The following is a 22,905-nucleotide window of genomic DNA, read 5'->3' as shown; positions in this document are numbered from 1 at the left end:
ACGGGGTGGGATCAGTGGACAGGGGGTTCGTGGCAGGTGGATACCTGCCCATTGAGTCGAAGGCTGCGAATGACACCCGCACCGAAGGCGAGTACCAGAGGCAGCAGGATCGCGGCATTCAAGGGTTGGGAGAGGCCGGTGAGCAATGGCATATCCCGTACCAGCAGGCCCAGCACCGATAGCAGCATGACGCTGGCGCTGGCGGGGGCGATGAAGCGCTGCCAATACGTTGTGCCGCTAGCCTTGCCATGGAAGTGACGTATCGCCGCCAGGGAGGCGAGCACCTGCAGGATGAGGACGCCCACCAGGGTCGGTGTGTTGGTCCAGATGATCAGTTGGCGGTAGGGGTCGATATCGGCGCAGTAGGCCAGCAGCATGACCAGGCCAACCAGGACCGCCTGGAAAAGTCCGGCGAAGCTCGGAACACCATGACGGTTGCGCCTGGCGAAAGGTGCCGGGAGCATTCGTTCCTGTGCAATGGACAGCAGGTAGCGGGAGCTGGCGTTTTGCAGGGCCAGCACGCCGGCGAAGAAACTGGTCACCACCAGTATCAGCATCAGCGATGACCAGAAGGAACCCAGGTAGCGGTTAGCGAGGTTGAAGACCAGGTTGGTGGTATCGACCGCCAGCACTTGCTGGAACTGGTCAGGCCCGATGGCGATGTAGATGCTCCAGGACGTGAAGAGATAGAACAGCGTCAGGAATCCGATCGCCAGGTAGGTGGCGCGGGGGATTGTGCGCTTGGGGTCATGCACCTCTTCGCTGTATAGGGCGGCCTGCTCGAAGCCGATGAATACGACGAAGGCCAGGACCAGCAGCGTTCCGGTACCGGGAGACAGCAGGGCGCTTGGGTCGAGGCTTTCAAAGCGTATGCCTTGGGCTCCCCCCTTGATGAAAACCACGGTGGCGAACAGCGCGAGGATGCCGATTTCCGCAAGGATCAGCAGGGCCATGACGCGTGCGTTGAACTCGATGCGGTGATAAGCCATCAGGCCACAAAGGAACGTGAGCCCCAGTGCGCAAGCGCCCCAGGAGGGGGCTGTGCCGAAGATCCCGTGGATCGCCTCGCGAGTGAACAGGCCTGCTGCGGCACAGAAACCCACCTGGCCCAGGGTATAGGCCACATAGGCCATCAACGCCGCCCCCAGACCGAGGTGTGGCCCCAAGCCGATGCTGACGTAGGTATAGAAGGCTCCCCCCCGGGTCGTATGCCGGACAAAGTTGAGGAAACCAATGGCAAAGACCAGGTAGACACTGCCTGCCACGATAAAACCCAGGGGCGTCGCCGGGCCGCCAATCAGGAAGGCCAGTGGTGCGAAGCCCGCGATGGATGTCAGCGGCGCGGCGGCAGCGATGACAAAGAAAAACAGACTGCTGGTACCCAGGGAAGAACGCACAGGATTTCTGTTTTGTGTGGACATGGGCTGCTCGACGATGCCATCAGGCATCTGTTCTGTTGCTGTATTTCCAGGCATGAGCCGAACCGGACCTTCACGAGCAATGCGTGAAGCGATGCGCAACGGCGGGCTGGCGTGATGAGAGACGACACACCGAAAGTGTGCTTCCCGGGGATCAGGGGACGGTATGTGGCGGCATGGGGGACCTCTTATTGTTGTTGTGGTCGTGGTTATTTTTTAGTTCATGAAAAACTTATAGTCAACTATAAATTTTTCTCGGTTAAACTGGCGACGCTAATGCGCCCGGGGCGATTTCATTTACGGACATAAAGGATGATCAGTGGCAGGGTTGAGAGAGCGGCAGAAGGAAGAGCGTCGCAAGGCCATCATCGACGCGGCATTGGGTCTGTTTTCCCAGCAGGGTTTCCACGGCACCACCATCGAGCAGATTGCCGCAGGGGCGGGGGTCTCCGTGCCGACCGTATTCAACTACTTCGGTAGCAAGCAGCAGATCCTTCTCGACATCCTCAGTGGATCGGACGAGTTGGTGGTGCTGGACTCGCGTACCGCACTGGAAGGATTTGAAAACGCGGTGGAGGCGCTGTGTTACCTGGAGAACCATGGCATCTTGCATACCTTGCAGATCCTTCCGGCCTCGATATGGCGGGAAATCCTTCCGCTGATGCTGACGCCAGGCAGTGCATTCTTCGATGCCTACCAGGACTCCCTGAAGAGCCACCAGCAGCAGATGTCCGGCCTGGTGGAGCGCCTGATGGAGAAGGGCATGCTGGATCCTCAGCTGGATGTGGCGCTATGCATCCAGGGCTTGATGGACATCAGCTTCATGCAACTGATTCGATTGGTGGCCGAAGATCCGCCCGATCTGGAAGCGCATCAGGACTACATCCGGGGGGTGATCCAGATGCTGGTCCGGGGCATCAAGGTTGGTTAGAACCTGCTTTGCCCTTGCCAACTGATGGACGGCCGAGCTGGCTACTCATGCGGTCAAGGCCTGTCTGGCGCCATGCAAATCCTGGTGATCAAGGCGGAAAAACACTACGTGCGCGTCACCACCAGTCGTGGGGAAGAACTGGTTCTCTACCGTTTCAGCAATGCACTGGCCGATGTTGCCGAGGAAGATGGTTCTCGCGTGCATCGATCCTACTGGGTACGCCGGTGTGCCGTTGTTTCCAGGCGCACCCATGGCAAGAACATGGAGCTGCTGATGAGCAACGGCGTGGTAGTACTGGTAAGCCGTCGCTATCACGAACTGGTGAACAAAATGGTCAGGGTACAAGGCTAGAGGCAGTGCGGCGTCGAGTCCTCGATGGGGCGAGCCGAGCGGCCATCAGTCAGCTCGGATCGAGCGCCGTCCACCGCGATAGGCCCCTGGCGCAAGCCCGGTCCATTGCTTGAAGGCGCGTTGGAACGCACTGGGTTCGGAGTAGCCCAGCAGGTGTGCCAGGTCGGCGACGCTCATCGATCCACGTGCCAGTTGGGCGCAGGCCAGGTCGCGCCGCAGGTCTTCGCGGATACCGAGGAAGCTGGTGCCCAGGCTTGCCAGCTTGCGCGCCAGGGTTTGTCGAGAAAGCCCCAGGGCCTGGGCGGCAGCGATCTCGGACAGGCTGGCGAAGGGCTCGGCTGCGCACAGCAGGCTGCGCAGCTGCATCTCGAGGTGGGGCGCGGGAGCTTGCGCGATCAGGGTCGGCAACAAGTGGCGGGTGAAACGTGCCACTTCCTCGGGGCGCCGCAGGATCGGGGCACGCAGGCTGGCCACTGGTAGTTCCAGCAGGGCCCTGGTACCGCACCGGGGCTGGTGGCCGAACAGGAAGCGCGATTGCGGGGCGAACGTGGCGAGGTGCTCGGGAAGGACGATCTGGCGCAACGGCAGGGTTTGCCCTGTGAGCCAGCTTGCGCTGTGCCAGAGCGCCAGTAGCAACATATGGGGCCAGAGCGTGGAGTCGGCCTGGGCTGTCGTTCGCGGAACCAGTACCAGGCGGGCACTGTTGAGGTCCTTTTCCAGCTGCCAGGGCCGTGCACCATCGAACAATTGGTAAAAACGCGCTGCTTCTTCAAGAGCGTCGGCCAGGGTGGGCAGGTGCACCAGCAGTCGCAGCAATTGCGCGAAGCTGCCCAGGGGAACGGGCCGGGCGAAGAATCCGAAGGCTTCGTCGTGACTGGCTCCTACGGCCAGCCGGCTCAAGGCCCGGTAGGTGAGGGGAGCCAGCCGATGACCGTCATGCAGCATCTCCCTGGACAGCCCGCAGCGTTGCAGCAGGGCGTCGTGGGTGGTTGCATCCAGGCGCAACTGAGCCAGCAGTTCGCGGGCAAAGCGGGCGGGAATGGTCGGGGCAACGATCCAGTCGGTCATGTCAGGTGAGGCAAAGCGTCATTGGCGGTTGCGCCAGGGTCCTACAAATTGAGGCTACCTACCACCCGGGAGCAGAGCAATGAATAACAAGACCTTGCCCGAGCAGCACGACTACATGCACAGCGGTTATGCCAGGACCCATCCATCGACTGCTGGCAGCCAGGAAGCCGTGGCACCGGCGCTGCTGGAAAACCTTGCCAGGGGCTTGCAGCGCGATGGCTTCGTGGTGCTCGAACGCCTGTTCGATGAGCAGCAGGTGGATGAGATGCGCAGGGCGCTTGGTGGGCTCTTTTCGCATCACACCGGACGCAATGCCTTCGAGGGCATGCGCACCCAACGCCTGTACGCGGTGATCGCCAAGACCTTGGCTTGCAACCCTTTGGTGGAGCATCCGCTGGTGCTCGGCCTGCTGGATCGGATCCTGGCACCGAACTACCTGCTGTCCCAGCTGCAGGCCATCAATATCCTGCCGGGAGAGGCCGCGCAGAGCCTGCATTACGATGATGCGTTCTATCCGGTGGCGCGTCCGCGGCCACCTTATGGCGCGGCCACGGTCATGGCGGTGGATGACTTCACCACGGACAACGGCGCCACCCTGGTCATCCCCGGTAGCCATCTCTGGGATGGTCGCCTACCCACCGAGGCGGAGCGGGCCTGCGCGCAACCGGTGGTGATGCCCAAGGGATCGGTGGTGTTCTTTCTCGGCACGCTTTGGCATGGCGGTGGCGCCAATCACAGCCAGGCACCGCGCTTGGCCCTGACTGCACAGTATTGCGAGCCCTGGGCACGCCAGCAGGAGAACTTCAGCCTGTCGATCCCGCGCGATACCGTGCGCCAGTGCAGCGAACACATCCAGCGCTTGCTGGGCTACTCGATCCATGCGCCGTTCATGGGCATGGTCAATGGCATGCATCCCAAGCGAGTGCTGGAGGAGCCGTCCAGCGTGGGCGCCGACTGAGTGCCAATGGCCGTTGGCCCGGTCGAGCCGCTAGCCGGGCCAACAGCGTTTTGCCCGTCAGTCGGTATGCGCTGTGAAGATCAGCCGGCGGACAGAATAAGCTTTTGAATACCCGGGATATTCTGTAGCCTTGCGCGGCTCCAACGTTGTCCGTGCCTGATGAATTCACTCTCCCGGCGGGGCCCTGAGCGGTCCGGAGCCGGTGGTATACTCGACTTTCGCGCCCAAGCGCCTGCAGGTCTTGCGAACATGACGCAAATTTCCGAACGCCTTCTGGTTCAAGCCCACCTCGACGCCAAACAGCCTGTGCCCCTGAGTGCTGAGCAAGAGGCTCATTTCCGTGCCGCCATCGCGGCTGAGCTCAAGGCTCAAGATGCGGTGCTGGTTGCCCACTTCTATTGCGACCCGGTGATCCAGGCCCTGGCCGAAGAGACCGGTGGCTGTGTTTCCGATTCCCTGGAAATGGCCCGCTTTGGCAATGCCCATCCGGCCAAGACCGTGGTGGTGGCCGGCGTACGCTTCATGGGCGAGACGGCGAAGATCCTCAATCCCGAAAAGCGCGTGCTGATGCCGACGCTGGAGGCTACCTGCTCCCTGGACCTGGGGTGCCCGGTGGATGAGTTCTCCGCCTTCTGCGACCAGCATCCCGAGCGTACGGTAGTGGTGTACGCCAACACTTCCGCTGCGGTGAAGGCCCGGGCCGACTGGGTGGTGACATCCAGCTGCGCCCTGGAGATCGTCGAGAGCCTGATGGACAACGGCGAGAAGATCATCTGGGGCCCGGACAAGCACCTGGGCACCTATATCCAGCGCCAGACCGGTGCCGACATGCTGCTCTGGGACGGTGCCTGCATCGTGCATGAAGAGTTCAAGTCCAAGCAGCTCGAAGACATGCGGGCCCTGTACCCGGATGCGGCGATCCTGGTGCATCCGGAGTCGCCAAGCTCGGTGATCGAGTTGGCCGATGCGGTGGGTTCCACCAGCCAGTTGATTGCCGCGGCGCAGCGCCTGCCGAACAAGACCTTCATCGTCGCAACCGATCGCGGCATCTTCTACAAGATGCAGCAGCTGTGCCCGGACAAGGTCTTCATCGAGGCACCTACTGCCGGTAATGGCGCGGCTTGCCGCAGTTGTGCCCATTGCCCGTGGATGGCTATGAACACCCTGGAGCGCACCCTGCATTGCCTGCAACAGGGCAGCAACGAGATCCATGTGGACCCGGCGCTGATCCCCAATGCCATTCGCCCACTCAAGCGCATGCTGGATTTCACCCAGGCTGCGCGGATGAAGCTGGCTGGCAACGCCTGAAGGTTGTTGTCACGGACAAAAAAAACGCCCCGATCTGTCGGGGCGTTTTCATATGGGGCAGATCATTTTTTCCGCTTGGGGATACGCACCAGCTGGGTGTTGGAGTAGATGTCGTGCCAGCTGCGTTTCTGCTTGTCTATCAGCACCCAGAAAAAGCCCAGCCCGGCACACAGCCACGAGGCAATGGACACCATGAAGCGCAGCAGCGCTTGCCACAGGTTGATGCGGCTGCCATCGGCGTTCTGCACGCGAATGCCCCAGACTTGCATGCCCAGGGTCTGGCCGGTGTGAGTCCAGAACTTGGCGAAGAAACCGAACAACACGAACAAAAGGACGGTGGAGTACAGAGGATCACCGTCCAGCGCCCCGGACTCGGTCAGGGTCCGCATACGGGCTTCACCGATGATCTGCATCTGGATCAGTTTGTAGATGCCGCCCGTGACGATCAGCAAGGCGACGCACAGTAGGAAATCATAGAACATCGCTGCCAGGCGACGACCCAGGCCGGCGGCGGGGAATTCGCCTTGGGGGCTTAGCAGATGTTTCGACATGACAGGCTCTCATCTGAAAAAAGAAGCCATTTTACGGAATTGCACGCACAAAAAAGCCCCTGATGTCAGCATCAGGGGCTTTTTCGTTACAGACGATTAAGCTTCTGCTTGTACTTCGTCAGCCTGCATGCCTTTCTGGCCTTGCACAGCGATGAAGGTCACTTTCTGGCCTTCTTTCAGGCTTTTGAAGCCGTTGCCTTGAATGGCGCGGAAGTGTACGAACAGATCCGGACCGCTCTCTGGAGTGATAAAACCAAAACCTTTCTCGTCGTTAAACCACTTGACGGTACCGCTCTGACGTTGGGACATTTCTTATTTCCTTTGACGCTAAAAAATTAATGACAGTCTCTTCCTTTGGAAGAGTACTGGGCTGGGTTGCAGGAAAGTAAGAGACGTCGAACGGGTGTAGCAAACTTGTTAGCTACTGCCCAGGTCACGATTCCAAGCGACCCATGCAAACACAGTGGGGAAACTCTACGCCAACTATGGGAGAAAAAACAAGCCCCGCGAAGCCCCGGTTTTACGCAGCTTGCCGAGGTTTGGCAGAACTAGCGCATGATGCTTATTCGATAGGATTGTTCAATTCTTTTCGGGGGTTATAAGTGACTTTCAGTATCGAAAATATGCACTGTTTTATGGCGGTTGCGTTACAGATTAGTGCACTTTTAACGCAACCGCGTTACTTATAGAAACAGTCCTTTAGCCACGGTAGTAGCGTTGTGGGACGAATGGCATTTTGCTTACAAGCATTGGCACCTTTTTCCCACGAACTATTGCGGCGACCGGCGTATCGAGAGCGGTGTACTGGATATCCAGGTAACCCATGGCCAATGGCCCACCCAGGGTCGGGCCAAAGCCGCCACTGCACACGCTACCGATGATATTGCCGTCGGCATCGACGATTTCCGCGCCTTCACGTACCGGTGTGCGTTCCTGGGGCAGCAGGCCGACACGCTTGCGCGCCACGCCTTCTTGTTGCTGGGCGAAGATCACTTCGGCACCGGGGAAACCACCGGCCCGGGCACCATCGGCGCGGCGGACCTTGGAGATGGCCCAGAGCAGGCTGGCCTGGATCGGTGTGGTCTGCTCGTTCATGTCATGGCCATAGAGGCACAGGCCGGCTTCCAGGCGCAGGGAGTCGCGGGCGCCCAGGCCAATGGGCGCCACTTCCGGTTCGGTCAGCAGGGCGCGGGCGATCTTTTCCGCCTGGTCGGCGGGAATCGAAATCTCGAAACCGTCTTCACCGGTGTAGCCCGAACGGCTGACGAAGCAATCCACCCCCAGCAGCGTTACTGGCTTGAACTGCATGAAGGTCATCTGCGCCACTTGCGGTGCCAGGCGCGCCAGCACCGTGACCGCCGCCGGGCCTTGCAGGGCCAGGAGGGCGCGCTCTTCGAACAACGGCTGAATATCGCATTGCTCGCCGATATGCCGGCGCAGGTGGGCCAGGTCCTGGTCCTTGCAGGCGGCATTGACCACCAGGAACAGCTGCTCGTCGCCCAGGTTGGCCACCATCAGGTCGTCGAGGATGCCGCCTTGCTCATGGGTGAACATGGCATAGCGCTGCATGCCCACAGGCAGGTCGATGATGTCTACCGGCACCAGGGTTTCCAGGGCCTGGGCGGCGTTGGCGCCACGCAACAGGATCTGGCCCATGTGGGACACATCGAACAACCCGGCTTGCTCACGGCTGTGCTGGTGTTCCTTCATTACCCCCAGCGGGTACTGCACCGGCATGTCGTAGCCGGCGAACGGCACCATGCGCGCCCCCAGTTCCAGGTGCAGGTTGTGCAGCGGGGTTTTCAACAGTGTTTCGGTGGACATGGGCAACTCCTGAAAATGAGCCGATACCTGGCTTGGGTATCAGCACTCGATAATGTTCACGGCCAAACCGCCACGGGCGGTTTCCTTGTATTTGCTTTTCATGTCGGCGCCCGTCTGGCGCATGGTGCGGATCACCTTGTCCAGGGAGACGAAATGTTGTCCGTCTCCGCGCAAGGCCATGCGCACCGCATTGATGGCTTTCACCGAGCCCATGGCGTTGCGTTCGATGCAGGGCACCTGCACCAGCCCGCCAATGGGGTCGCAAGTCAGTCCGAGGTTGTGTTCCATGCCGATTTCCGCGGCGTTCTCCACCTGCTGCACGCTGCCACCCAGTACCTCGCACAGGGCGCCGGCGGCCATCGAGCAGGCCACGCCCACTTCCCCCTGGCAACCGACTTCGGCGCCGGAGATCGAGGCGTTTTCCTTGTAGAGGATGCCGATGGCGGCGGCGGTCAGGAGAAAACGCACCACCCCGTCCTCGTTGGCCCCGGGGATGAAGCGCATGTAGTAGTGCAGGACCGCCGGGATGATGCCGGCGGCGCCGTTGGTGGGCGCGGTGACCACCCGGCCGCCATTGGCGTTTTCCTCGTTGACCGCCAAGGCATAGAGGTTGACCCAGTCCAGTACCGACAGCGCATCGCGCAGGGCTGCTTCCGGGTGCTTGCACAGCTGGCGGTACAGGGCCGGGGCTCGGCGCTTGACCTTGAGCCCGCCCGGCAGCACGCCTTCATGGCGGCAACCGGCGTCCACGCAGTCCTGCATGACTTGCCAGATCTTCAGCAAGCCTTCGCGGGTCTGGGCTTCCGGGCGCCAGGCACTTTCGTTGCCCAGCATGACCTGGCTGATGGACAGGCCATAGGTGCTGCAGTGCAGCATCAGCTCCTTGGCGGTCTTGAAGGGAAAGGTCAGGGGCGTGGTGTCCTCGACGATGCGGTCGGCGCCGGCGGCATCCTCATCGACGACGAAACCACCACCCACGGAGTAGTACTCGCGGCTGCGGATCTGCAGGCCGGCGCTATCGAAGGCACGAAAGATCATGCCGTTGGGGTGATAGGGCAGGGGCTTGCGGATCAGTGCCAGGTGTTCTTTCTCGTTGAACGCGATGCGCTGTTCGCCGAGCAGGTTGATGCTGGCGCTGCTACGTATGGCTTGCAGGCGCGCGGCAATATTCTCGGTATCCACGGTGTCCGGCTGTTCGCCTTCCAGGCCCAGCAGCACGGCCTTGTCGCTGCCGTGGCCCTTGCCGGTGGCGCCCAGCGAGCCGTACAGCTCGACCTTGACGCTGGTGGTGGCGGCCAGTAGCTGCTCACGGCGCAAGCCCTCGACGAAGCGCGCGGCTGCGCGCATCGGGCCAACGGTGTGGGAGCTGGAGGGGCCGATGCCAATCTTGAACAGGTCGAACACACTCAGGGACATGTGGGGTTCTCCGGTTTCTTGTTATAGCGGCAGCGGTAAGGCACAAGCCGCAAGCTGCAAGTCAGAAGTCGGGCGACTCTTGCTTGCAGCTTGAGGCTATTAGCTTGTTGCTGCCTTAAGCGTAGTTTTCGATCGACGGGCAGGCGCACACCAGGTTGCGGTCGCCGAACACGTTGTCGACCCGACCCACAGGAGGCCAGTACTTGCCTTCGACCAACGAAGCCACCGGATACACCGCTTGTTCGCGGCTGTACGGATGGCTCCACTCGCCCACCAGTTCGGCAGCCGTGTGCGGAGCGTTCTTCAGCGGGTTGTCGTCCTTGTCCAGGGCGCCGTTCTCCACCGCGCGGATTTCCTCGCGGATACGGATCATGGCGTCGCAGAAGCGGTCCAGTTCTTCCTTGGATTCACTTTCGGTCGGCTCGATCATCAAGGTGCCGGCCACCGGGAACGACATGGTCGGGGCGTGGAAGCCGAAGTCGATCAGGCGCTTGGCCACGTCGTCGACGCTGATGCCACTGCTGTCCTTCAATGGGCGCAGGTCGAGGATGCATTCGTGGGCCACCAGGCCGTTGCTGCCGGTGTAGAGCACAGGGTAGTGCTCTTCCAGGCGACGGGAGATGTAGTTGGCATTGAGGATCGCCATCTGTGAGGCACGCTTGAGGCCGGCACCGCCCATCATGCTGATGTACATCCAGGTGATCGGCAGGATGCTGGCGCTGCCGAACGGCGCGGCGCAAACCGCGCCTTGCTTGTTGGCCAGGGCCGCATGGCCAGGCAGGAACGGTGCCAGGTGCGACTTGACGCCGATCGGGCCGACACCCGGGCCGCCACCGCCGTGGGGAATGCAGAAGGTCTTGTGCAGGTTCAGGTGGGACACATCGCCACCGAACTTGCCTGGGGCGCAGAGGCCGACCATGGCGTTCATGTTGGCGCCGTCGATGTACACCTGGCCGCCGTTGTCATGAATGATGCCGCAGATCTCGCGGATGCCTTCCTCGAACACGCCGTGGGTCGATGGGTAGGTGATCATCAGCGCAGCGAGGTGCTCGCGGTGCTCGATGGCCTTGGCTCGCAGGTCTTCGATATCCACGTTGCCACGGGCGTCGCAGGCGGTGACCACCACGCGCATGCCGGCCATGTTGGCGGTGGCCGGGTTGGTGCCGTGGGCCGAAGACGGGATCAGGCAGATATCGCGACGACCTTCGCCACGGCTCTGGTGATAGGCGCGGATCGCCAGCAGGCCGGCGTACTCGCCCTGGGAGCCGGCATTGGGCTGCAGGGAGACGGCGTCATAGCCGGTGGCGGCGCAGAGCATCGCTTCCAGTTCGCTGGTCAGTTGCTGGTAGCCGGCACTTTGCGCGGTCGGAGCGAAGGGGTGCAGGGCGCCGAACTCGGCCCAAGTGATCGGGATCATTTCGCTGGCGGCGTTGAGCTTCATGGTGCACGAGCCCAGCGGGATCATGGTGCGGTCCAGGGCCAGGTCCTTGTCCGCCAGCTTGCGCAGGTAGCGCATCAGCTCGGTTTCCGAGTGATAGCGATTGAAGACCGGATGGCTGAGGATCGCCGACTGGCGCACCAGTGCCGCAGGAATGCGACTGGAAGTGGCCTTGGCCACGGTGGCGAAGTCTGGCACCGACTTGCCCTCGGCCAGCAGTGTCCACAGGGTCTCGACGTCGGACTGGGAGCAGGTTTCGTCCAGGGACAGGCCCAGGCGCTCGGCGTCGATCACCCGCAGGTTGATGCGCTGTGCACGCGCCTGCTCATGCAGCGCGGCAGTGCGGGCACCGGTGTGCAGGCTCAGGGTGTCGAAGAAGCCTTGCTGCTCGACAGGCAGGCCCATTTCGGCCAGGCCCTGGGCCAGGATCGCCGTCAGTTGGTGGATGCGCTGGGCCATTTGCGCCAGGCCCTTGGGGCCGTGGTAAACGGCATACATGCTAGCGATGTTGGCCAGCAGTACCTGGGCGGTGCAGATGTTGCTGGTGGCCTTCTCGCGGCGGATGTGCTGCTCGCGAGTCTGCATGGCCAGGCGCAGCGCCGGCTTGCCGAAACGGTCCACCGAGACGCCGACCAGGCGGCCGGGCATGTCGCGCTTGAACGCATCGCGGGTGGAGAAGTAGGCAGCGTGCGGGCCGCCGAAACCCAGCGGTACACCAAAGCGTTGGGCGCTGCCGATGGCCACGTCGGCGCCGAATTCGCCTGGCGGGGTCAACAGGGTCAGGGCCAGCAAGTCGGCGGCGACGGCCACCAGGGCGTTGGCAGCATGGAAGCGCTCGGTCAGCTCGCGATAGTCGAACAGATCGCCGTTGCTGGCCGGGTATTGCAGCAGGGCGCCGAAGAACGGGCTGACATCGGTCAGTTGACGTTCATCGCCCACCACCACAGTGATGCCCAGCGGTTCGGCCCGGGTACGCAGTACGTCGAGGGTCTGCGGATGGCAGTGCACGGAAGCGAAGAAGGCATGGCTGCCCTTGTTCTTGCTCAGGCGCTTGCAGAAGGTCATGGCTTCGGCGGCGGCGGTGCCTTCGTCGAGCAAGGAGGCGTTGGCGATCGGCAGGCCGGTGAGGTCGCTGATCAAGGTCTGGAAGTTCAGCAGGGCTTCCAGGCGGCCCTGGGAAATCTCCGGCTGATACGGGGTGTAGGCGGTGTACCAGGCCGGGTTTTCCAACAGGTTGCGCAGGATCGGCGAAGGGGTGTGGCAGTTGTAGTAGCCCTGGCCGATATAGGTCTTGAACAGTTGGTTCTTGGCGGCGATGGCCTTGATCGATGCCAGGGCCTGGGCTTCGCTCTGGCCGTTGCCCAGTTCCAGTACGCTAGTGCCCTTGATGCTCTCGGGGATCACACTGGCGCTCAGGGCTTCCAGGGAGTCGAAGCCCAGGCTGGCGAGCATGGCTTGCTCATCGTCCTGGCGCGGGCCAATGTGGCGGCTGATGAATTCGTTGGTGGTGGTCAGGTTGACGGTCATGGCGGACTCCTCAGGCCTGGGCGTTGGCTTGGATCAGGCGGTCGTAGGCGTCCTGGTCCAGCAGTTGGCCAACGGCAGCGGCGTCGGCAGGAATGAAGCGGAAGAACCAGCCTTCGCCCAGCGGGTCTTCGTTGACCAGCTCCGGGCTGTCTTCCAGGGCCGGGTTGGTGGCTACCACTTCGCCATCCAGGGGCATGTACACGCCGCTTGCCGCCTTTACCGATTCCACGGTGGCCGCTTCGGCACCTTTTTCGTAACCCTGCAGTTCAGGCAGTTGCACAAACACCACATCGCCCAAGGCGTTCTGGGCGAAAGCCGTGATGCCGACGGTGACGCTGCCATCGGCTTCGGTACGCAGCCATTCGTGATCTTCAGTGAAACGCAACTCGCTCATGGAAACTCCTTAGGGCCAGATTTCGTCTGGTGGACGCGATTGAATGCTCGGGCCAGGCCGAGCCGAATGACGATGTCCATAGCAAGAATGTGGCCAATATTGAGTTATTGCTTATAAATCAATTGGTTATTGAGGTTTCCAGGATCTGGAGATTTGTTCGATGTAGCGAAATCGCTACAGCAGAGAGCCCTGAAAAAACGCTTTGGGTATCAAAGCCTTGGGCGACGGTGCTTGGCTATGGCTGTATCGAAATCGTTCCACTGTAGCGCTTTCAGTACAGGTAAAGGTCGTTTCCAGGCGTGCAGCCAGTGATGGAGCCTGGCAGGGCCGACAACGAAACTCTTCGGCCCCCAGGCTCATTGGCCCTGGCCTGCGGTCACTGGGATTCAATCGAGAATGCCGTGCAGCACTTCATAGATCACCCCTGTGGCGATCGTCACCAGGATCAGGTCGGTTCCGGCTTGCTGCCATTCATAACCGTCGTAGCGAGGCAGATGCCCGAGCAGCCGGCCATCGAGTTTCTTCGCAATGCCGGGTGGGAGCGGTTTGCCCCGAGCGAGTTTTGTCTGGATACCGGGAGGCAGTGACGGGCCGGGGCTCCAGTACCCCCGGTTGCCCTCGAGGATGCCGCGTATCCCGCCTGGGTCGATGGATGGACCCACCTGGCGGTCACCGGCATTTCCTTGATGGCCATGCTGTTCGCCATGGCCTTTGCCTTTTCCCGGGTCTGCCTGCGGTGAAAGGCAGGTGCCGACCAGGGCCGCGCCCAATGCGACCACCAGCAGAGACTTGGTTTTCATGCCCGGTCATCCTCGTGTGCCTGCCCGAGTGTTTGAGCGTAGCTGCTGTTCAATAGGGCGTAAGGATGAAGGTGCCGCAGGGGCTCATCGGGCGTGCAGCAACAGGCATGAGGGGCTTTCAGGCCTTGCCGGGGATACCGTATTTGCGCAGGCGATGGGCGATGGCGGTGTGGGACGTTTGCAGTCGGCTGGCCAATTGCCGGGTGGAGGGGTAGTTGACGTAGAGGCTTTCCAGCAGCTCCTTCTCGAAGCTTTCCACGGCCTGTTCCAGGCTCTGTACCTCGACATCGTTCTGGCGTGCCACCGACGTACCGGCGATATCCAGGTCACCGATGTCCACCAGGTTGCTCTCGCAGATCGCTGCGGCCCGGAAGATCACGTTCTGCAACTGGCGCACGTTGCCTGGCCAGCGATTGCCCAGCAGCGCCGGGTAGGTGCCCGGCGTCAGGCGGCATACCGGCCGCTGGATCTGGGTACAGGCCTGCTGCATGAAGTAGCGGGCCAGGAGCAGGATGTCCTGGCCGCGCTCGCGCAACGGCGGTACCTCGATGTTCAGCACATTGAGGCGGTAGAACAGGTCCTCGCGGAAACTGCCCTCGCTGACCATTTTCTCCAGGTCGCGATGGGTCGCGCTGAGGATGCGCACATTGACCTTGATCTCGCGGTCGCCGCCGACGCGACGAAAGCTGCCGTCGTTGAGAAAGCGCAGGAGCTTGGCTTGCAGGTAGGGCGACATCTCGCCGATTTCATCGAGGAATACCGTGCCCTGGTTGGCCAGCTCCATCAGCCCTGGCTTGCCCCCGCGCTGGGCCCCGGTGAAGGCCCCCGGGGCATAGCCGAACAACTCGCTCTCGGCGAGGTTTTCCGGCAGCGCGGCGCAGTTCAGCGCCAGGAACGGCGCGCTGTGGCGGGTACTGATGGCGTGACAGGCCCGGGCCACCAGTTCCTTGCCGGTCCCGGTTTCACCCTGGATCAGCAACGGGGCATCCAGGGCCGCTACCCGCTGGGCCCGGGCCTTGAGGGTACGGATCGCTGGCGATTCGCCGAGCAGGGCGTCGAAGCCTTCGGCGTGATCGTGGTGCAGCGCCGACAACTGCTCGCCAATACGGTTGGGCTGGTACAGGGTCAGCAGCGCACCGGCATCGGTGATGGGGGTGGCATCGAGTAGCAGGGTCTGGCCATTGAGGATGATTTCCCGAAGGGGCAGGCGAAAGCCGTTTTCCAGGAGGGAGGCGAGCAGGCCAGGGTCGGCAAACAATTCGGCGACGCTTTCTCCCGCAGGTTCGCGACCGCACAGGGCAATCAGCGCCGGGTTGGCCAGCAGGACCTTGCCGGCGCTGTCCAGGGCCAGCACTGGATCGGTCATGGCTGCCAACAGGGCATCGAGCTGCAGGTGGCGACGTTGGCCGGGCAGGATGTCGACCACGGTCACTGCCTGTACACCTCGTACGTTGAACAGGGCGTCGCGCAGCTCTTCCAGGACTTCGGGGCTCAGTGTCGGAGCGTCGATGTAGACGTTGGGTGGCACCATTTCCACCGCATCCAGGTTGAGATTACGTCCACCCAGCAGGGCCAGGACTTCCTGGGTGATGCCGACGCGGTCGATGAAGCTGACATGGATACGCATGGGGTGACGGAAGGTTCTGGGACACTGAGGGGCGCCAGTATGCCTTGGACGAAGGGCTTAGTCGAAATCGTCGCGGCTATCGTGCAGCCCTGCGGGGCGCTTGCATCAGGCACGGAGCCGATGCCAAGCAGGGGGGGCCGGCCGACTCCTGCACAAGGCGAGGTGCTATTCCAGATGCTCGGGTTTCATCGGGTCGCCGGGCTTGATGTCCAGTTGCCTGCGCACGTCTTCGAACATCTCGTCGTAATACTTGTGCAAGGACGAAATATTGGCGCTCTTGGGCATCCCGTGTTGCTGGGCGATACGCGCGGCATGGCGGGCGAAGTCGAAGGCCTGGTCCTTGGCCAGGAAGAACTGCTCCTTGAGGGGCTTGTCCTCGATGGTGCCGTGCAGGGTGAACTGCATGCCGCGACCCTCCTTGGGGTCCTGGGCCAGTTCATAGTCGATGCACAGGTTGTAGCTGTAGTCGTCCTTGTTCAGCGCATGGCGCTCGATATGCAGGTGACCGGGCTCAAACATGGCCATAGGCGTTGTCCTCCTGGGCGTTAAAGAGGGGCAGGCGATGGGCCTGCCCGTGTTCCAGCAGCGGGCGTCTACAGGTAGCTGATGCCGGGTCTGCCTGTGCTGATGCGCGTACCGGCCTGGCCCTGGACGATGGCTTCAATGTCCGAGAGTGAACCGATCACCGCGACTTTTCCAGTCTGCCGGGCGAATTCGCAGGCCGCCTGGACCTTGGGTCCCATGGAGCCGGCGGCAAAGCCGAGCTTCTCGATTTCGTCCGGATGGGCCTGGGCAATGGCCTTCTGGGTCGGCTTGCCGAAGTCGACGAACGCCGCGTTGACGTCGGTGGCGATCACCAGCAGGTCGGCTTCCAGTTGCCGGGCCAGCAGTGCCGAGCACAGGTCCTTGTCGATCACCGCCTCGATGCCCTTGAGCTTGCCGTCCTCGCCATACAGGGTCGGGATACCGCCGCCACCGGCGCAGATCACGATGCTGCTTTTTTCCAGCAGCCACTTGATCGGACGGATCTCGAAGATGCGCTTGGGTTTCGGGCTCGCCACTACACGGCGGTACTTGTCACCGTCCGGGGCAATGGCCCAGCCTTTTTCCTTGGCCAGCTTCTCGGCTTCTTCCTTGTCGTAGACCGGGCCGATGGGCTTGGTCGGGTTCTTGAAGGCCGGGTCCTTGGCGTCCACTTCCACTTGGGTCAGCAGGGTGGCAAACGGCACCTCGAAGTCCAGCAGGTTGCCCAGTTCCTGTTCGATGATGTAGCCGATCATGCCCTCGGTCTCGGCGCCAAGTACGTCCAGCGGGTAGGGCGAGACCTGGGTGTAGGCCGCCGCCTGCAGCGACAGCAGTCCCACTTGCGGACCATTGCCGTGGGCGATCACCAGCTGGTTGCCGGGATGGATCTTGGCGATCTGTTCGGTGGCGATGCGGATGTTGGCGCGCTGGTTGTCCGCGGTCATGGGTTCACCACGGCGGAGCAGGGCGTTACCGCCCAATGCAACGACGATACGCATAATGCAGTCCTTCTAGAGTCCGGTGCCGGCGCTACCTGGGCAGCGCCGGTGCCGAAGGGGAATTACAGGTCGGCCAGGGTCGAGACCAGGATCGCCTTGATGGTGTGCATGCGGTTCTCCGCCTGCTCGAAGGCGATGCAGGCCGGGGACTCGAACACGTCATCGGTGACTTCGATGCCGTTGGCCAGGTGCGGATACTGCTCGGCGATCTGCTTGCCGACCTTGGTATCGCTGTTGTGGAAGGCCGGCAGGCAGTGCATGAACTTGGTCCGTGGGTTGCCGGTGGCCTTCATCAACTGGGTGTTGACCTGGTAGGGCAGCAGTTGCTCGATGCGCTCGGCCCAGGCTTGGACCGGCTCGCCCATGGAGACCCAGACGTCGGTGTGGATGAAGTCGACGCCCTTGACCGCGGCTTTCGGGTCCTCGGTGAGGGTGATGCGCGCGCCGCTTTCCTCAGCGTATTTCTTGCAGCGCTCGACCAGGTCGTCATGGGGCCACAGGGCCTTGGGCGCGCAGATGCGCACGTCCATGCCGAGCTTGGCGCCCACCAGCAGCAGCGAGTTGCCCATGTTGTTGCGGGCATCGCCCAGGTAGGCGTAGCTGATCTCGTGGATCGGCTTGTCGGCGTGCTCACGCATGGTCAGCACGTCGGCGATCATCTGGGTCGGGTGATATTCGTCGGTCAGGCCGTTGAACACCGGTACCCCGGCGAACTTCGCCAGTTCCTCGACGATCTCCTGCTTGAAGCCGCGGTACTCGATGGCGTCGTACATGCGCCCCAGCACCCGGGCGGTGTCCTTCATGCTTTCCTTGTGGCCGATCTGCGAGGAATTGGGGTCGATGTAGGTGACGTTGGCCCCTTGGTCATAGGCCGCTACCTCGAAGGCACAGCGGGTACGGGTGGAGGTCTTTTCGAAGATCAGGGCGATGTTGTTGCCCTTCAGGTGCTGCTGCTCGGTGCCGGTGTACTTGGCGCGCTTGAGGTCGCGGGACAGGTCCAGCAGATAGCGCAGCTCGCGTGGGGTGTGGTGTTCCAGGCTCAGCAGGTTGCGGTTGTGGATGTTGAAAGCCATGGTGATTCTCCTCGAATTCGGTGATCGGCCCGACCGGCGCCGGGCGGGCGCGGTCGGACAGTGGGTCGTCTAAAGGCTCAGTAGTCGATCGGGTCGCGCACGATCGGGCAGGTCATGCAGTGGCCGCCGCCACGGCCGCGACCCAGTTCGCCGGCGCTGATGGTGATGACTTCCACGCCGGCCTTGCGCAGCAGGGTGTTGGTGTAGGTATTGCGGTCGTAGCCGATGACCACGCCGGGCTCCACGGCCACCACGTTGTTGCCGTCGTCCCATTGTTCGCGTTCGGCGGCGAAGCTGTTGCCGCCGGTCTCCACGACTCGCAGGGCCTTGAGGTTGAGGGCGGCGGCCACGGTGTCGAGGAAGTTGGTCTTCTCGCGCTGGATATCGATGCCGTGGGGCTTGCTCTCATCAGGGCGCAGGGTGAAAGGAACGATCTGATTGACCACTTCGGGGAAGATGGTGACCAGGTCGCGGTCGCAGAAACTGAACACGGTATCCAGGTGCATCGCTGCGCGGGATTTCGGCAGGCCGGCAACGATCACTCGCTCCACGGCCTTGTTCTTGAACAGGTTGCGCGCCAGTTGGCCGATGGCCTGGTGGGACGAACGCTCGCCCATGCCGATCAGGACCACGCCGTTGCCAATGGGCATGACGTCACCGCCTTCCAGGGTGGAGGCGCCATGCTCCTGGTCGGGGTCGCCGTACCAGATCTGGAAGTCGGCGTTGGTGAACTCGGGGTGGAACTTGTAGATGGCGGTGGTCAGCAGGGTTTCCTGGCGTCGCGCCGGCCAGTACATGGGGTTGAGCGTCACGCCGCCATAGATCCAGCAGGTGGTGTCGCGGGTGAACTGGGTGTTGGGCAACGGCGGCAGGATGAAGCTGGCGTGGCCGAGGAAGTCGCGGAACATCTCGATGGTCTTGCCGCCGAAGCTGCTGGGCAGGTCATCGGCCGAGACTCCGCCGATGAGGTATTCGGCGATCTTGCGCGGCTCCAGGCTGCGCAACCACGAGCCGACTTCCTCCACCAGCCCCAGGCCCACGGTGTTGGCAGTGATCTTGCGCTCCAGGATCCAGTCCAGGGCTTCGGGGATGGCGACGATGTCGGTCAGCAGGTTGTGCATCTCCAGCACATCGATATCCCGCTCGCGCATCTTGGTGACGAAGTCGAAGTGATCGCGCTTGGCCTGGGCCACCCACAGCACGTCGTCGAACAGCAGTTCATCGCAGTTGTTCGGGGTCAGCCGCTGATGGGCCAGGCCTGGGGAGCAAACCATGACTTTGCGCAGTTTGCCGGCTTCGGAATGGACGCCGTACTTAACTTTTTCCGTGGTCATTACTGTGATCCTCCAGAGGTAAAACAATCAGGGGGTATTGCCGGTGCAGCTATAGGGTCAGGAAGCCGTCGTAGAGTCCGTAGGCCGCCAGGGCTGCGCCCAGGAGCACGGCTGCGAAAATCAGCTTCTCGACACGGGTGAAAATCGGTTTGTGCAATTCCATCTTGGCCTTGGCGAAGAGCACCGCGCCGGGGGCGTACAGCAGGGCCGAGAGCAGCAGGTACTTGACCCCACCGGCGTACAACAGCCAGATGGCGTAGAGCAGGGCGATGCAGCCGATCACCAGGTCTTTCTTGCGCTCGGCCAGGGCCTGTTCGTAGCTTTCGCCACGTACCGCCAGGAGTACCGCGTAAGCCGCCGACCACAGGTACGGCACCAGGATCATCGAGGTGGCCAGGTAGATCAGCGACAGGTAGGTGCCCTTGGAAAACAGGGTGATGACCAGGAAGACCTGCACCATGACGTTGGTCAGCCACAGGGCGTTGGCCGGTACATGGTTGGCGTTCTCGCGGCGCAGGAACTCCGGCATGGTGTGGTCCTTGGCGGCGGCGAACATGATCTCGGCGCACAACAGGACCCACGACAGCAGGGCTCCGAGCAGCGAGATGATCAGGCCGATGCTGATCAGCAGCGCGCCCCAGTGGCCCACCACGTGTTCCAGGACCGCGGCCATGGATGGGTTCTGCAGCTTGGCCAGTTCCGGCTGGGTCATGATCCCCAGGGACAGCACGTTCACCAGCACCAGGAACAGCAGCACGGTGATGAAGCCGATGACGGTGGCCTTGCCCACGTCGGAGCGTTTTTCCGCCCGGGAAGAGAAGATGCTCGCGCCCTCGATGCCGATGAACACCCAGACGGTGACCAGCATCATGTTGCGTACCTGGTTCATCACGCTGCCCAGGTCCGGGTTCTTCACGCCCCAGATGTCAGCGGTGAAGATGTCCAGCTTGAAGGCGAAGAGCGCGATCAGCACGAACAGCAGCAGCGGCACCACCTTGGCCACCGTGGTCACCAGGTTGATGAAGGCCGCTTCCTTGATACCGCGCAGTACCAGAAAGTGCACGGCCCAGAGCAGGACCGAGGCACCGATCACCGCCGCAGGAGTGTTGCCCTCACCGAAGATCGGGAAGAAGTAACCCAGGGTGCTGAACAACAGGACGAAGTAGCCGACGTTGCCCAACCAGGCGCTGATCCAGTAGCCCCAGGCTGAGGAGAAGCCCATGTAGTCGCCGAATCCGGCCTTGGCGTAGGCATATACACCGCCATCCAGGTCAGGTTTGCGATTGGCCAGGGTTTGAAAGACGAATGCCAATGTCAACATGCCGACTGCAGTAATTGCCCAACCAATAAGAACTGCCCCGACATCGGCGCTGGCTGCCATGTTCTGCGGCAAGGAAAAGATCCCCCCGCCAATCATGGAACCCACTACCAAGGCGACTAATGCGCCCAGTTTTAGTTTTCCGGGAGATTCAGACATTGCATGACTCCAATGCAGGAGAAGAGAGACTTCAGATTAAGTCTGTCGCCAATCCAAACTGCTGACTTGGATCAGTCAATTGCTGCATTTCGTTGTGAATGAATGACTTAAGACGTGTAGCGAGAGGTAGAATGCAGCCCTGCAAGGCCCATCCCATAAGGCTTTGATCTCCTTTCAAAAAGAGGCGGCTTCCATTATCGATGTCGATTGACGCTAGACCCTTTCAAAGAATATGCAAATCATCTCGCTCGCTAATTAAGGCGAGATGGGTGATGGCACTTGGCACATGCTCTTAACAAAATACTCGGTTATTCAGTGTGTTCTGGCGGGTGTTCGCGGAGTGTCCGAATAAAGGATGGTTAATTGACTGTTACTATCAGAATCAATTTCCTAGAAAGTTATTTAATTGCGTCTAATTTTATCGCCAGGGCGACTCGCTGATATAAGGAGTAGGGATGTCACAACCGGCACAAAAGCTTCAATTGGGTGCGCTGATCGCGTTGGTGGTGGGTTCCATGATTGGCGGCGGGATCTTTTCCTTGCCGCAGAACATGGCGGCCCGGGCCGACGCCGGGGCGGTCCTGATCGGCTGGGCGATTACCGCGGTCGGTATGCTGACCCTGGCCTTCGTGTTCCAGACCCTGGCCAATCGCAAGCCTGAACTGGATTCCGGGGTCTACGCCTATGCCAAGGCCGGTTTCGGCGACTACATGGGTTTTTCTTCGGCCTGGGGCTACTGGATCAGCGCCTGGCTGGGCAACGTCGGCTACTTCGTCCTGCTGTTCAGCACCCTGGGCTATTTCTTCCCGGTGTTCGGCCAGGGCAATACCCCGGTGGCCATCGGTTGTGCCTCGCTGCTGCTGTGGGCCGTGCACTTTCTGGTACTGCGCGGGATCAAGGAAGCCACGTTCATCAACCAGCTGACCACGGTGGCCAAGATCGTGCCTTTGGTGATGTTCATCGTGATCGCCGCGGTGGCCTTCAAGGCGGAGATCTTCACCCGCGATATCTGGGGGCACAGCAACCCGAATTTCGGCGGGGTGCTGGACCAGGTGCGCAACATGATGCTGGTCACGGTCTTCGTCTTCATCGGCATCGAGGGGGCCAGCGTGTACTCGGCGCGGGCGCAGAAGCGCGAGGATGTCGGGCGGGCCACGGTGATAGGTTTCCTCGGCGTGCTGGCGCTGTTGGTGCTGGTCAACGTGCTGTCGCTGGGGATCATGAGCCAGCCGGAGCTGGCCAGGTTGCAGAACCCGTCCCTGGCGGCGGTACTGGAGCACATTGTCGGGCCCTGGGGCGCCTTGCTGATCAGCATCGGCCTGGCGGTATCGCTGCTGGGGGCCCTGTTGTCCTGGGCCCTGTTGTGCGCGGAGATCCTCCACGCCACCGCGAGCGACCGGACCATGCCGGCGTTCTTGCGCAAGGAAAACGCCAACCATGTACCGGTCAACGCCCTGTGGCTGACCAACGTGATGATCCAGGTGTTCCTGCTGATCACCCTGGTCTCCGCCGGCACCTACACCAAGCTGATCTACCTGGCTTCGTCGATGATCCTGGTGCCCTATCTGTGGTCCGCCGCCTATGCGGTGTTGCTCAGTGGCCGTGGTGAAACCTACGAGCAAGCCACCGGGCAGCGGATGAAGGACCTGCTTATCGCCAGCATTGCCCTGAGCTACGCCATCTGGTTGCTGTACGCCGGAGGGGTCAAGTACCTGCTGCTCTCGGCCCTGCTCTATGCCCCAGGAGTGATCCTGTTTGCCAAGGCCAAGCATGAGCAGGGCGAGCCGTTGTTCACCCTGCCGGAGAAGCTGATCTTCAGTGCCGTGATCGTCGGCGCGTTGCTGGCGGCCTACGGCCTCTACAGTGGTTTGCTGGCGTTATGAATGA

The 22,905-nt window shown here is 61.7% G+C and carries 20 protein-coding genes; 5 read left to right on the top strand and 15 right to left on the bottom strand.

Annotated features, from left to right (window positions below):
• Positions 1-11: 11 nt before the first annotated feature.
• Complete coding sequence (locus I9018_RS24310) at positions 12-1,421, bottom strand: APC family permease (protein WP_241107691.1); 1,410 nt, start codon at positions 1,419-1,421, stop codon at positions 12-14.
• Between the two features lie 316 nt (positions 1,422-1,737).
• Between I9018_RS24310 and I9018_RS24305 the strand changes: the two genes are divergently transcribed.
• Both I9018_RS24305 and I9018_RS24300 read left to right on the top strand, forming a co-directional pair.
• Positions 1,738-2,349 carry a TetR/AcrR family transcriptional regulator gene (locus tag I9018_RS24305; protein WP_241107690.1) on the top strand — a complete coding sequence of 204 codons (612 nt, stop codon included), beginning with the start codon at positions 1,738-1,740 and terminating at the stop codon, positions 2,347-2,349.
• Between the two features lie 72 nt (positions 2,350-2,421).
• Positions 2,422-2,700, top strand: coding sequence for a LytTR family DNA-binding domain-containing protein (locus I9018_RS24300; protein ID WP_241107689.1), 279 nt, complete (start codon positions 2,422-2,424; stop codon positions 2,698-2,700).
• Between the two features lie 45 nt (positions 2,701-2,745).
• Here I9018_RS24300 and I9018_RS24295 read toward each other — a convergent pair whose 3' ends face one another.
• Positions 2,746-3,768 carry an AraC family transcriptional regulator gene (locus I9018_RS24295; RefSeq protein WP_241107688.1) on the bottom strand — a complete coding sequence of 341 codons (1,023 nt, stop codon included), beginning with the start codon at positions 3,766-3,768 and terminating at the stop codon, positions 2,746-2,748.
• Between the two features lie 79 nt (positions 3,769-3,847).
• Between I9018_RS24295 and I9018_RS24290 the strand changes: the two genes are divergently transcribed.
• Both I9018_RS24290 and nadA read left to right on the top strand, forming a co-directional pair.
• The gene (locus I9018_RS24290) at positions 3,848-4,726 is read left to right on the top strand and encodes a phytanoyl-CoA dioxygenase family protein (protein WP_068579157.1); all 879 of its coding nucleotides are present in this window, start codon (positions 3,848-3,850) and stop codon (positions 4,724-4,726) included.
• A gap of 249 nt (positions 4,727-4,975) precedes the next feature.
• Entirely contained in the window at positions 4,976-6,034 is a 1,059-nt protein-coding gene (gene nadA, locus I9018_RS24285; protein WP_068579158.1) for a quinolinate synthase NadA, read from the top strand.
• A 62-nt stretch (positions 6,035-6,096) separates the two neighbouring features.
• Here the strand turns inward: nadA and I9018_RS24280 are convergent, their stop codons facing one another.
• The 13 genes from I9018_RS24280 to arcD (I9018_RS24220) all read right to left on the bottom strand — a co-directional run bounded on the left by I9018_RS24280 (position 6,097) and on the right by arcD (I9018_RS24220) (position 21,018).
• Positions 6,097-6,585: an RDD family protein gene (locus I9018_RS24280; protein ID WP_068579159.1), complete on the bottom strand. Its 489-nt coding sequence runs from the start codon at positions 6,583-6,585 to the stop codon at positions 6,097-6,099.
• A gap of 96 nt (positions 6,586-6,681) precedes the next feature.
• Positions 6,682-6,894 carry a cold-shock protein gene (locus I9018_RS24275; protein ID WP_007977299.1) on the bottom strand — a complete coding sequence of 71 codons (213 nt, stop codon included), beginning with the start codon at positions 6,892-6,894 and terminating at the stop codon, positions 6,682-6,684.
• A 390-nt stretch (positions 6,895-7,284) separates the two neighbouring features.
• The gene (gene gcvT / locus I9018_RS24270) at positions 7,285-8,409 is read right to left on the bottom strand and encodes a glycine cleavage system aminomethyltransferase GcvT (RefSeq protein ID WP_241107687.1); all 1,125 of its coding nucleotides are present in this window, start codon (positions 8,407-8,409) and stop codon (positions 7,285-7,287) included.
• 39 nt (positions 8,410-8,448) lie between these two features.
• Positions 8,449-9,825 carry an L-serine ammonia-lyase gene (locus I9018_RS24265; RefSeq protein WP_068579164.1) on the bottom strand — a complete coding sequence of 459 codons (1,377 nt, stop codon included), beginning with the start codon at positions 9,823-9,825 and terminating at the stop codon, positions 8,449-8,451.
• Between the two features lie 115 nt (positions 9,826-9,940).
• A complete protein-coding gene (gene gcvP, locus I9018_RS24260; protein WP_241107686.1) occupies positions 9,941-12,790 on the bottom strand; it encodes an aminomethyl-transferring glycine dehydrogenase in 2,850 nt (949 codons plus the stop codon).
• 10 nt (positions 12,791-12,800) lie between these two features.
• The gene (gene gcvH / locus I9018_RS24255) at positions 12,801-13,184 is read right to left on the bottom strand and encodes a glycine cleavage system protein GcvH (RefSeq protein WP_068579169.1); all 384 of its coding nucleotides are present in this window, start codon (positions 13,182-13,184) and stop codon (positions 12,801-12,803) included.
• A gap of 386 nt (positions 13,185-13,570) precedes the next feature.
• The gene (locus tag I9018_RS24250) at positions 13,571-13,984 is read right to left on the bottom strand and encodes an anti-virulence regulator CigR family protein (protein WP_241107685.1); all 414 of its coding nucleotides are present in this window, start codon (positions 13,982-13,984) and stop codon (positions 13,571-13,573) included.
• Between the two features lie 118 nt (positions 13,985-14,102).
• Entirely contained in the window at positions 14,103-15,611 is a 1,509-nt protein-coding gene (locus I9018_RS24245) for a sigma-54-dependent transcriptional regulator (protein ID WP_068579172.1), read from the bottom strand.
• A 165-nt stretch (positions 15,612-15,776) separates the two neighbouring features.
• On the bottom strand, positions 15,777-16,136 hold the full coding sequence (locus tag I9018_RS24240; RefSeq protein WP_068579175.1) for a DUF5064 family protein: 360 nt from the start codon (positions 16,134-16,136) through the stop codon (positions 15,777-15,779).
• Positions 16,137-16,204: 68 nt separating this feature from the next.
• Complete coding sequence (gene arcC, locus I9018_RS24235; protein ID WP_241107684.1) at positions 16,205-17,134, bottom strand: carbamate kinase; 930 nt, start codon at positions 17,132-17,134, stop codon at positions 16,205-16,207.
• A gap of 62 nt (positions 17,135-17,196) precedes the next feature.
• Complete coding sequence (locus I9018_RS24230; protein WP_241107683.1) at positions 17,197-18,207, bottom strand: ornithine carbamoyltransferase; 1,011 nt, start codon at positions 18,205-18,207, stop codon at positions 17,197-17,199.
• 77 nt (positions 18,208-18,284) lie between these two features.
• On the bottom strand, positions 18,285-19,541 hold the full coding sequence (gene arcA / locus I9018_RS24225; protein WP_068579179.1) for an arginine deiminase: 1,257 nt from the start codon (positions 19,539-19,541) through the stop codon (positions 18,285-18,287).
• A gap of 49 nt (positions 19,542-19,590) precedes the next feature.
• Positions 19,591-21,018, bottom strand: coding sequence for an arginine-ornithine antiporter (gene arcD, locus I9018_RS24220; protein ID WP_068579181.1), 1,428 nt, complete (start codon positions 21,016-21,018; stop codon positions 19,591-19,593).
• Positions 21,019-21,473: 455 nt separating this feature from the next.
• Here arcD (I9018_RS24220) and arcD (I9018_RS24215) point away from each other — a divergent pair, with 455 nt between their 5' ends.
• A complete protein-coding gene (gene arcD, locus I9018_RS24215; RefSeq protein WP_068579182.1) occupies positions 21,474-22,901 on the top strand; it encodes an arginine-ornithine antiporter in 1,428 nt (475 codons plus the stop codon).
• The last annotated feature ends 4 nt before the right edge of the window (positions 22,902-22,905 follow it).

It is taken from the genome of Pseudomonas sp. MPFS (assembly GCF_022537035.1).
In the GTDB taxonomy this organism is placed as follows: Bacteria; Pseudomonadota; Gammaproteobacteria; order Pseudomonadales; family Pseudomonadaceae; genus Aquipseudomonas; species Aquipseudomonas sessilinigenes.
Note: the sequence above shows the minus strand (reverse complement) of the source record. Positions and strands in the feature narration are given on the sequence as shown.

Coding starts and splice junctions, on each gene's coding strand:
- I9018_RS24300 (WP_241107689.1), top strand. CDS start 2,422: ATGCAAATCCTGGTGATCAAGGCGGAAAAACACTACGTGCGCGTCACC.
- gcvT (WP_241107687.1), bottom strand. CDS start 8,409: ATGTCCACCGAAACACTGTTGAAAACCCCGCTGCACAACCTGCACCTG.
- I9018_RS24230 (WP_241107683.1), bottom strand. CDS start 18,207: ATGGCTTTCAACATCCACAACCGCAACCTGCTGAGCCTGGAACACCAC.
- I9018_RS24240 (WP_068579175.1), bottom strand. CDS start 16,136: ATGGCCATGTTTGAGCCCGGTCACCTGCATATCGAGCGCCATGCGCTG.
- I9018_RS24275 (WP_007977299.1), bottom strand. CDS start 6,894: ATGTCCCAACGTCAGAGCGGTACCGTCAAGTGGTTTAACGACGAGAAA.
- arcD (WP_068579181.1), bottom strand. CDS start 21,018: ATGTCTGAATCTCCCGGAAAACTAAAACTGGGCGCATTAGTCGCCTTG.
- arcC (WP_241107684.1), bottom strand. CDS start 17,134: ATGCGTATCGTCGTTGCATTGGGCGGTAACGCCCTGCTCCGCCGTGGT.
- arcD (WP_068579182.1), top strand. CDS start 21,474: ATGTCACAACCGGCACAAAAGCTTCAATTGGGTGCGCTGATCGCGTTG.
- gcvH (WP_068579169.1), bottom strand. CDS start 13,184: ATGAGCGAGTTGCGTTTCACTGAAGATCACGAATGGCTGCGTACCGAA.
- I9018_RS24295 (WP_241107688.1), bottom strand. CDS start 3,768: ATGACCGACTGGATCGTTGCCCCGACCATTCCCGCCCGCTTTGCCCGC.
- arcA (WP_068579179.1), bottom strand. CDS start 19,541: ATGACCACGGAAAAAGTTAAGTACGGCGTCCATTCCGAAGCCGGCAAA.
- I9018_RS24245 (WP_068579172.1), bottom strand. CDS start 15,611: ATGCGTATCCATGTCAGCTTCATCGACCGCGTCGGCATCACCCAGGAA.
- I9018_RS24290 (WP_068579157.1), top strand. CDS start 3,848: ATGAATAACAAGACCTTGCCCGAGCAGCACGACTACATGCACAGCGGT.
- I9018_RS24280 (WP_068579159.1), bottom strand. CDS start 6,585: ATGTCGAAACATCTGCTAAGCCCCCAAGGCGAATTCCCCGCCGCCGGC.
- nadA (WP_068579158.1), top strand. CDS start 4,976: ATGACGCAAATTTCCGAACGCCTTCTGGTTCAAGCCCACCTCGACGCC.
- I9018_RS24310 (WP_241107691.1), bottom strand. CDS start 1,421: ATGTCCACACAAAACAGAAATCCTGTGCGTTCTTCCCTGGGTACCAGC.
- gcvP (WP_241107686.1), bottom strand. CDS start 12,790: ATGACCGTCAACCTGACCACCACCAACGAATTCATCAGCCGCCACATT.
- I9018_RS24265 (WP_068579164.1), bottom strand. CDS start 9,825: ATGTCCCTGAGTGTGTTCGACCTGTTCAAGATTGGCATCGGCCCCTCC.
- I9018_RS24250 (WP_241107685.1), bottom strand. CDS start 13,984: ATGAAAACCAAGTCTCTGCTGGTGGTCGCATTGGGCGCGGCCCTGGTC.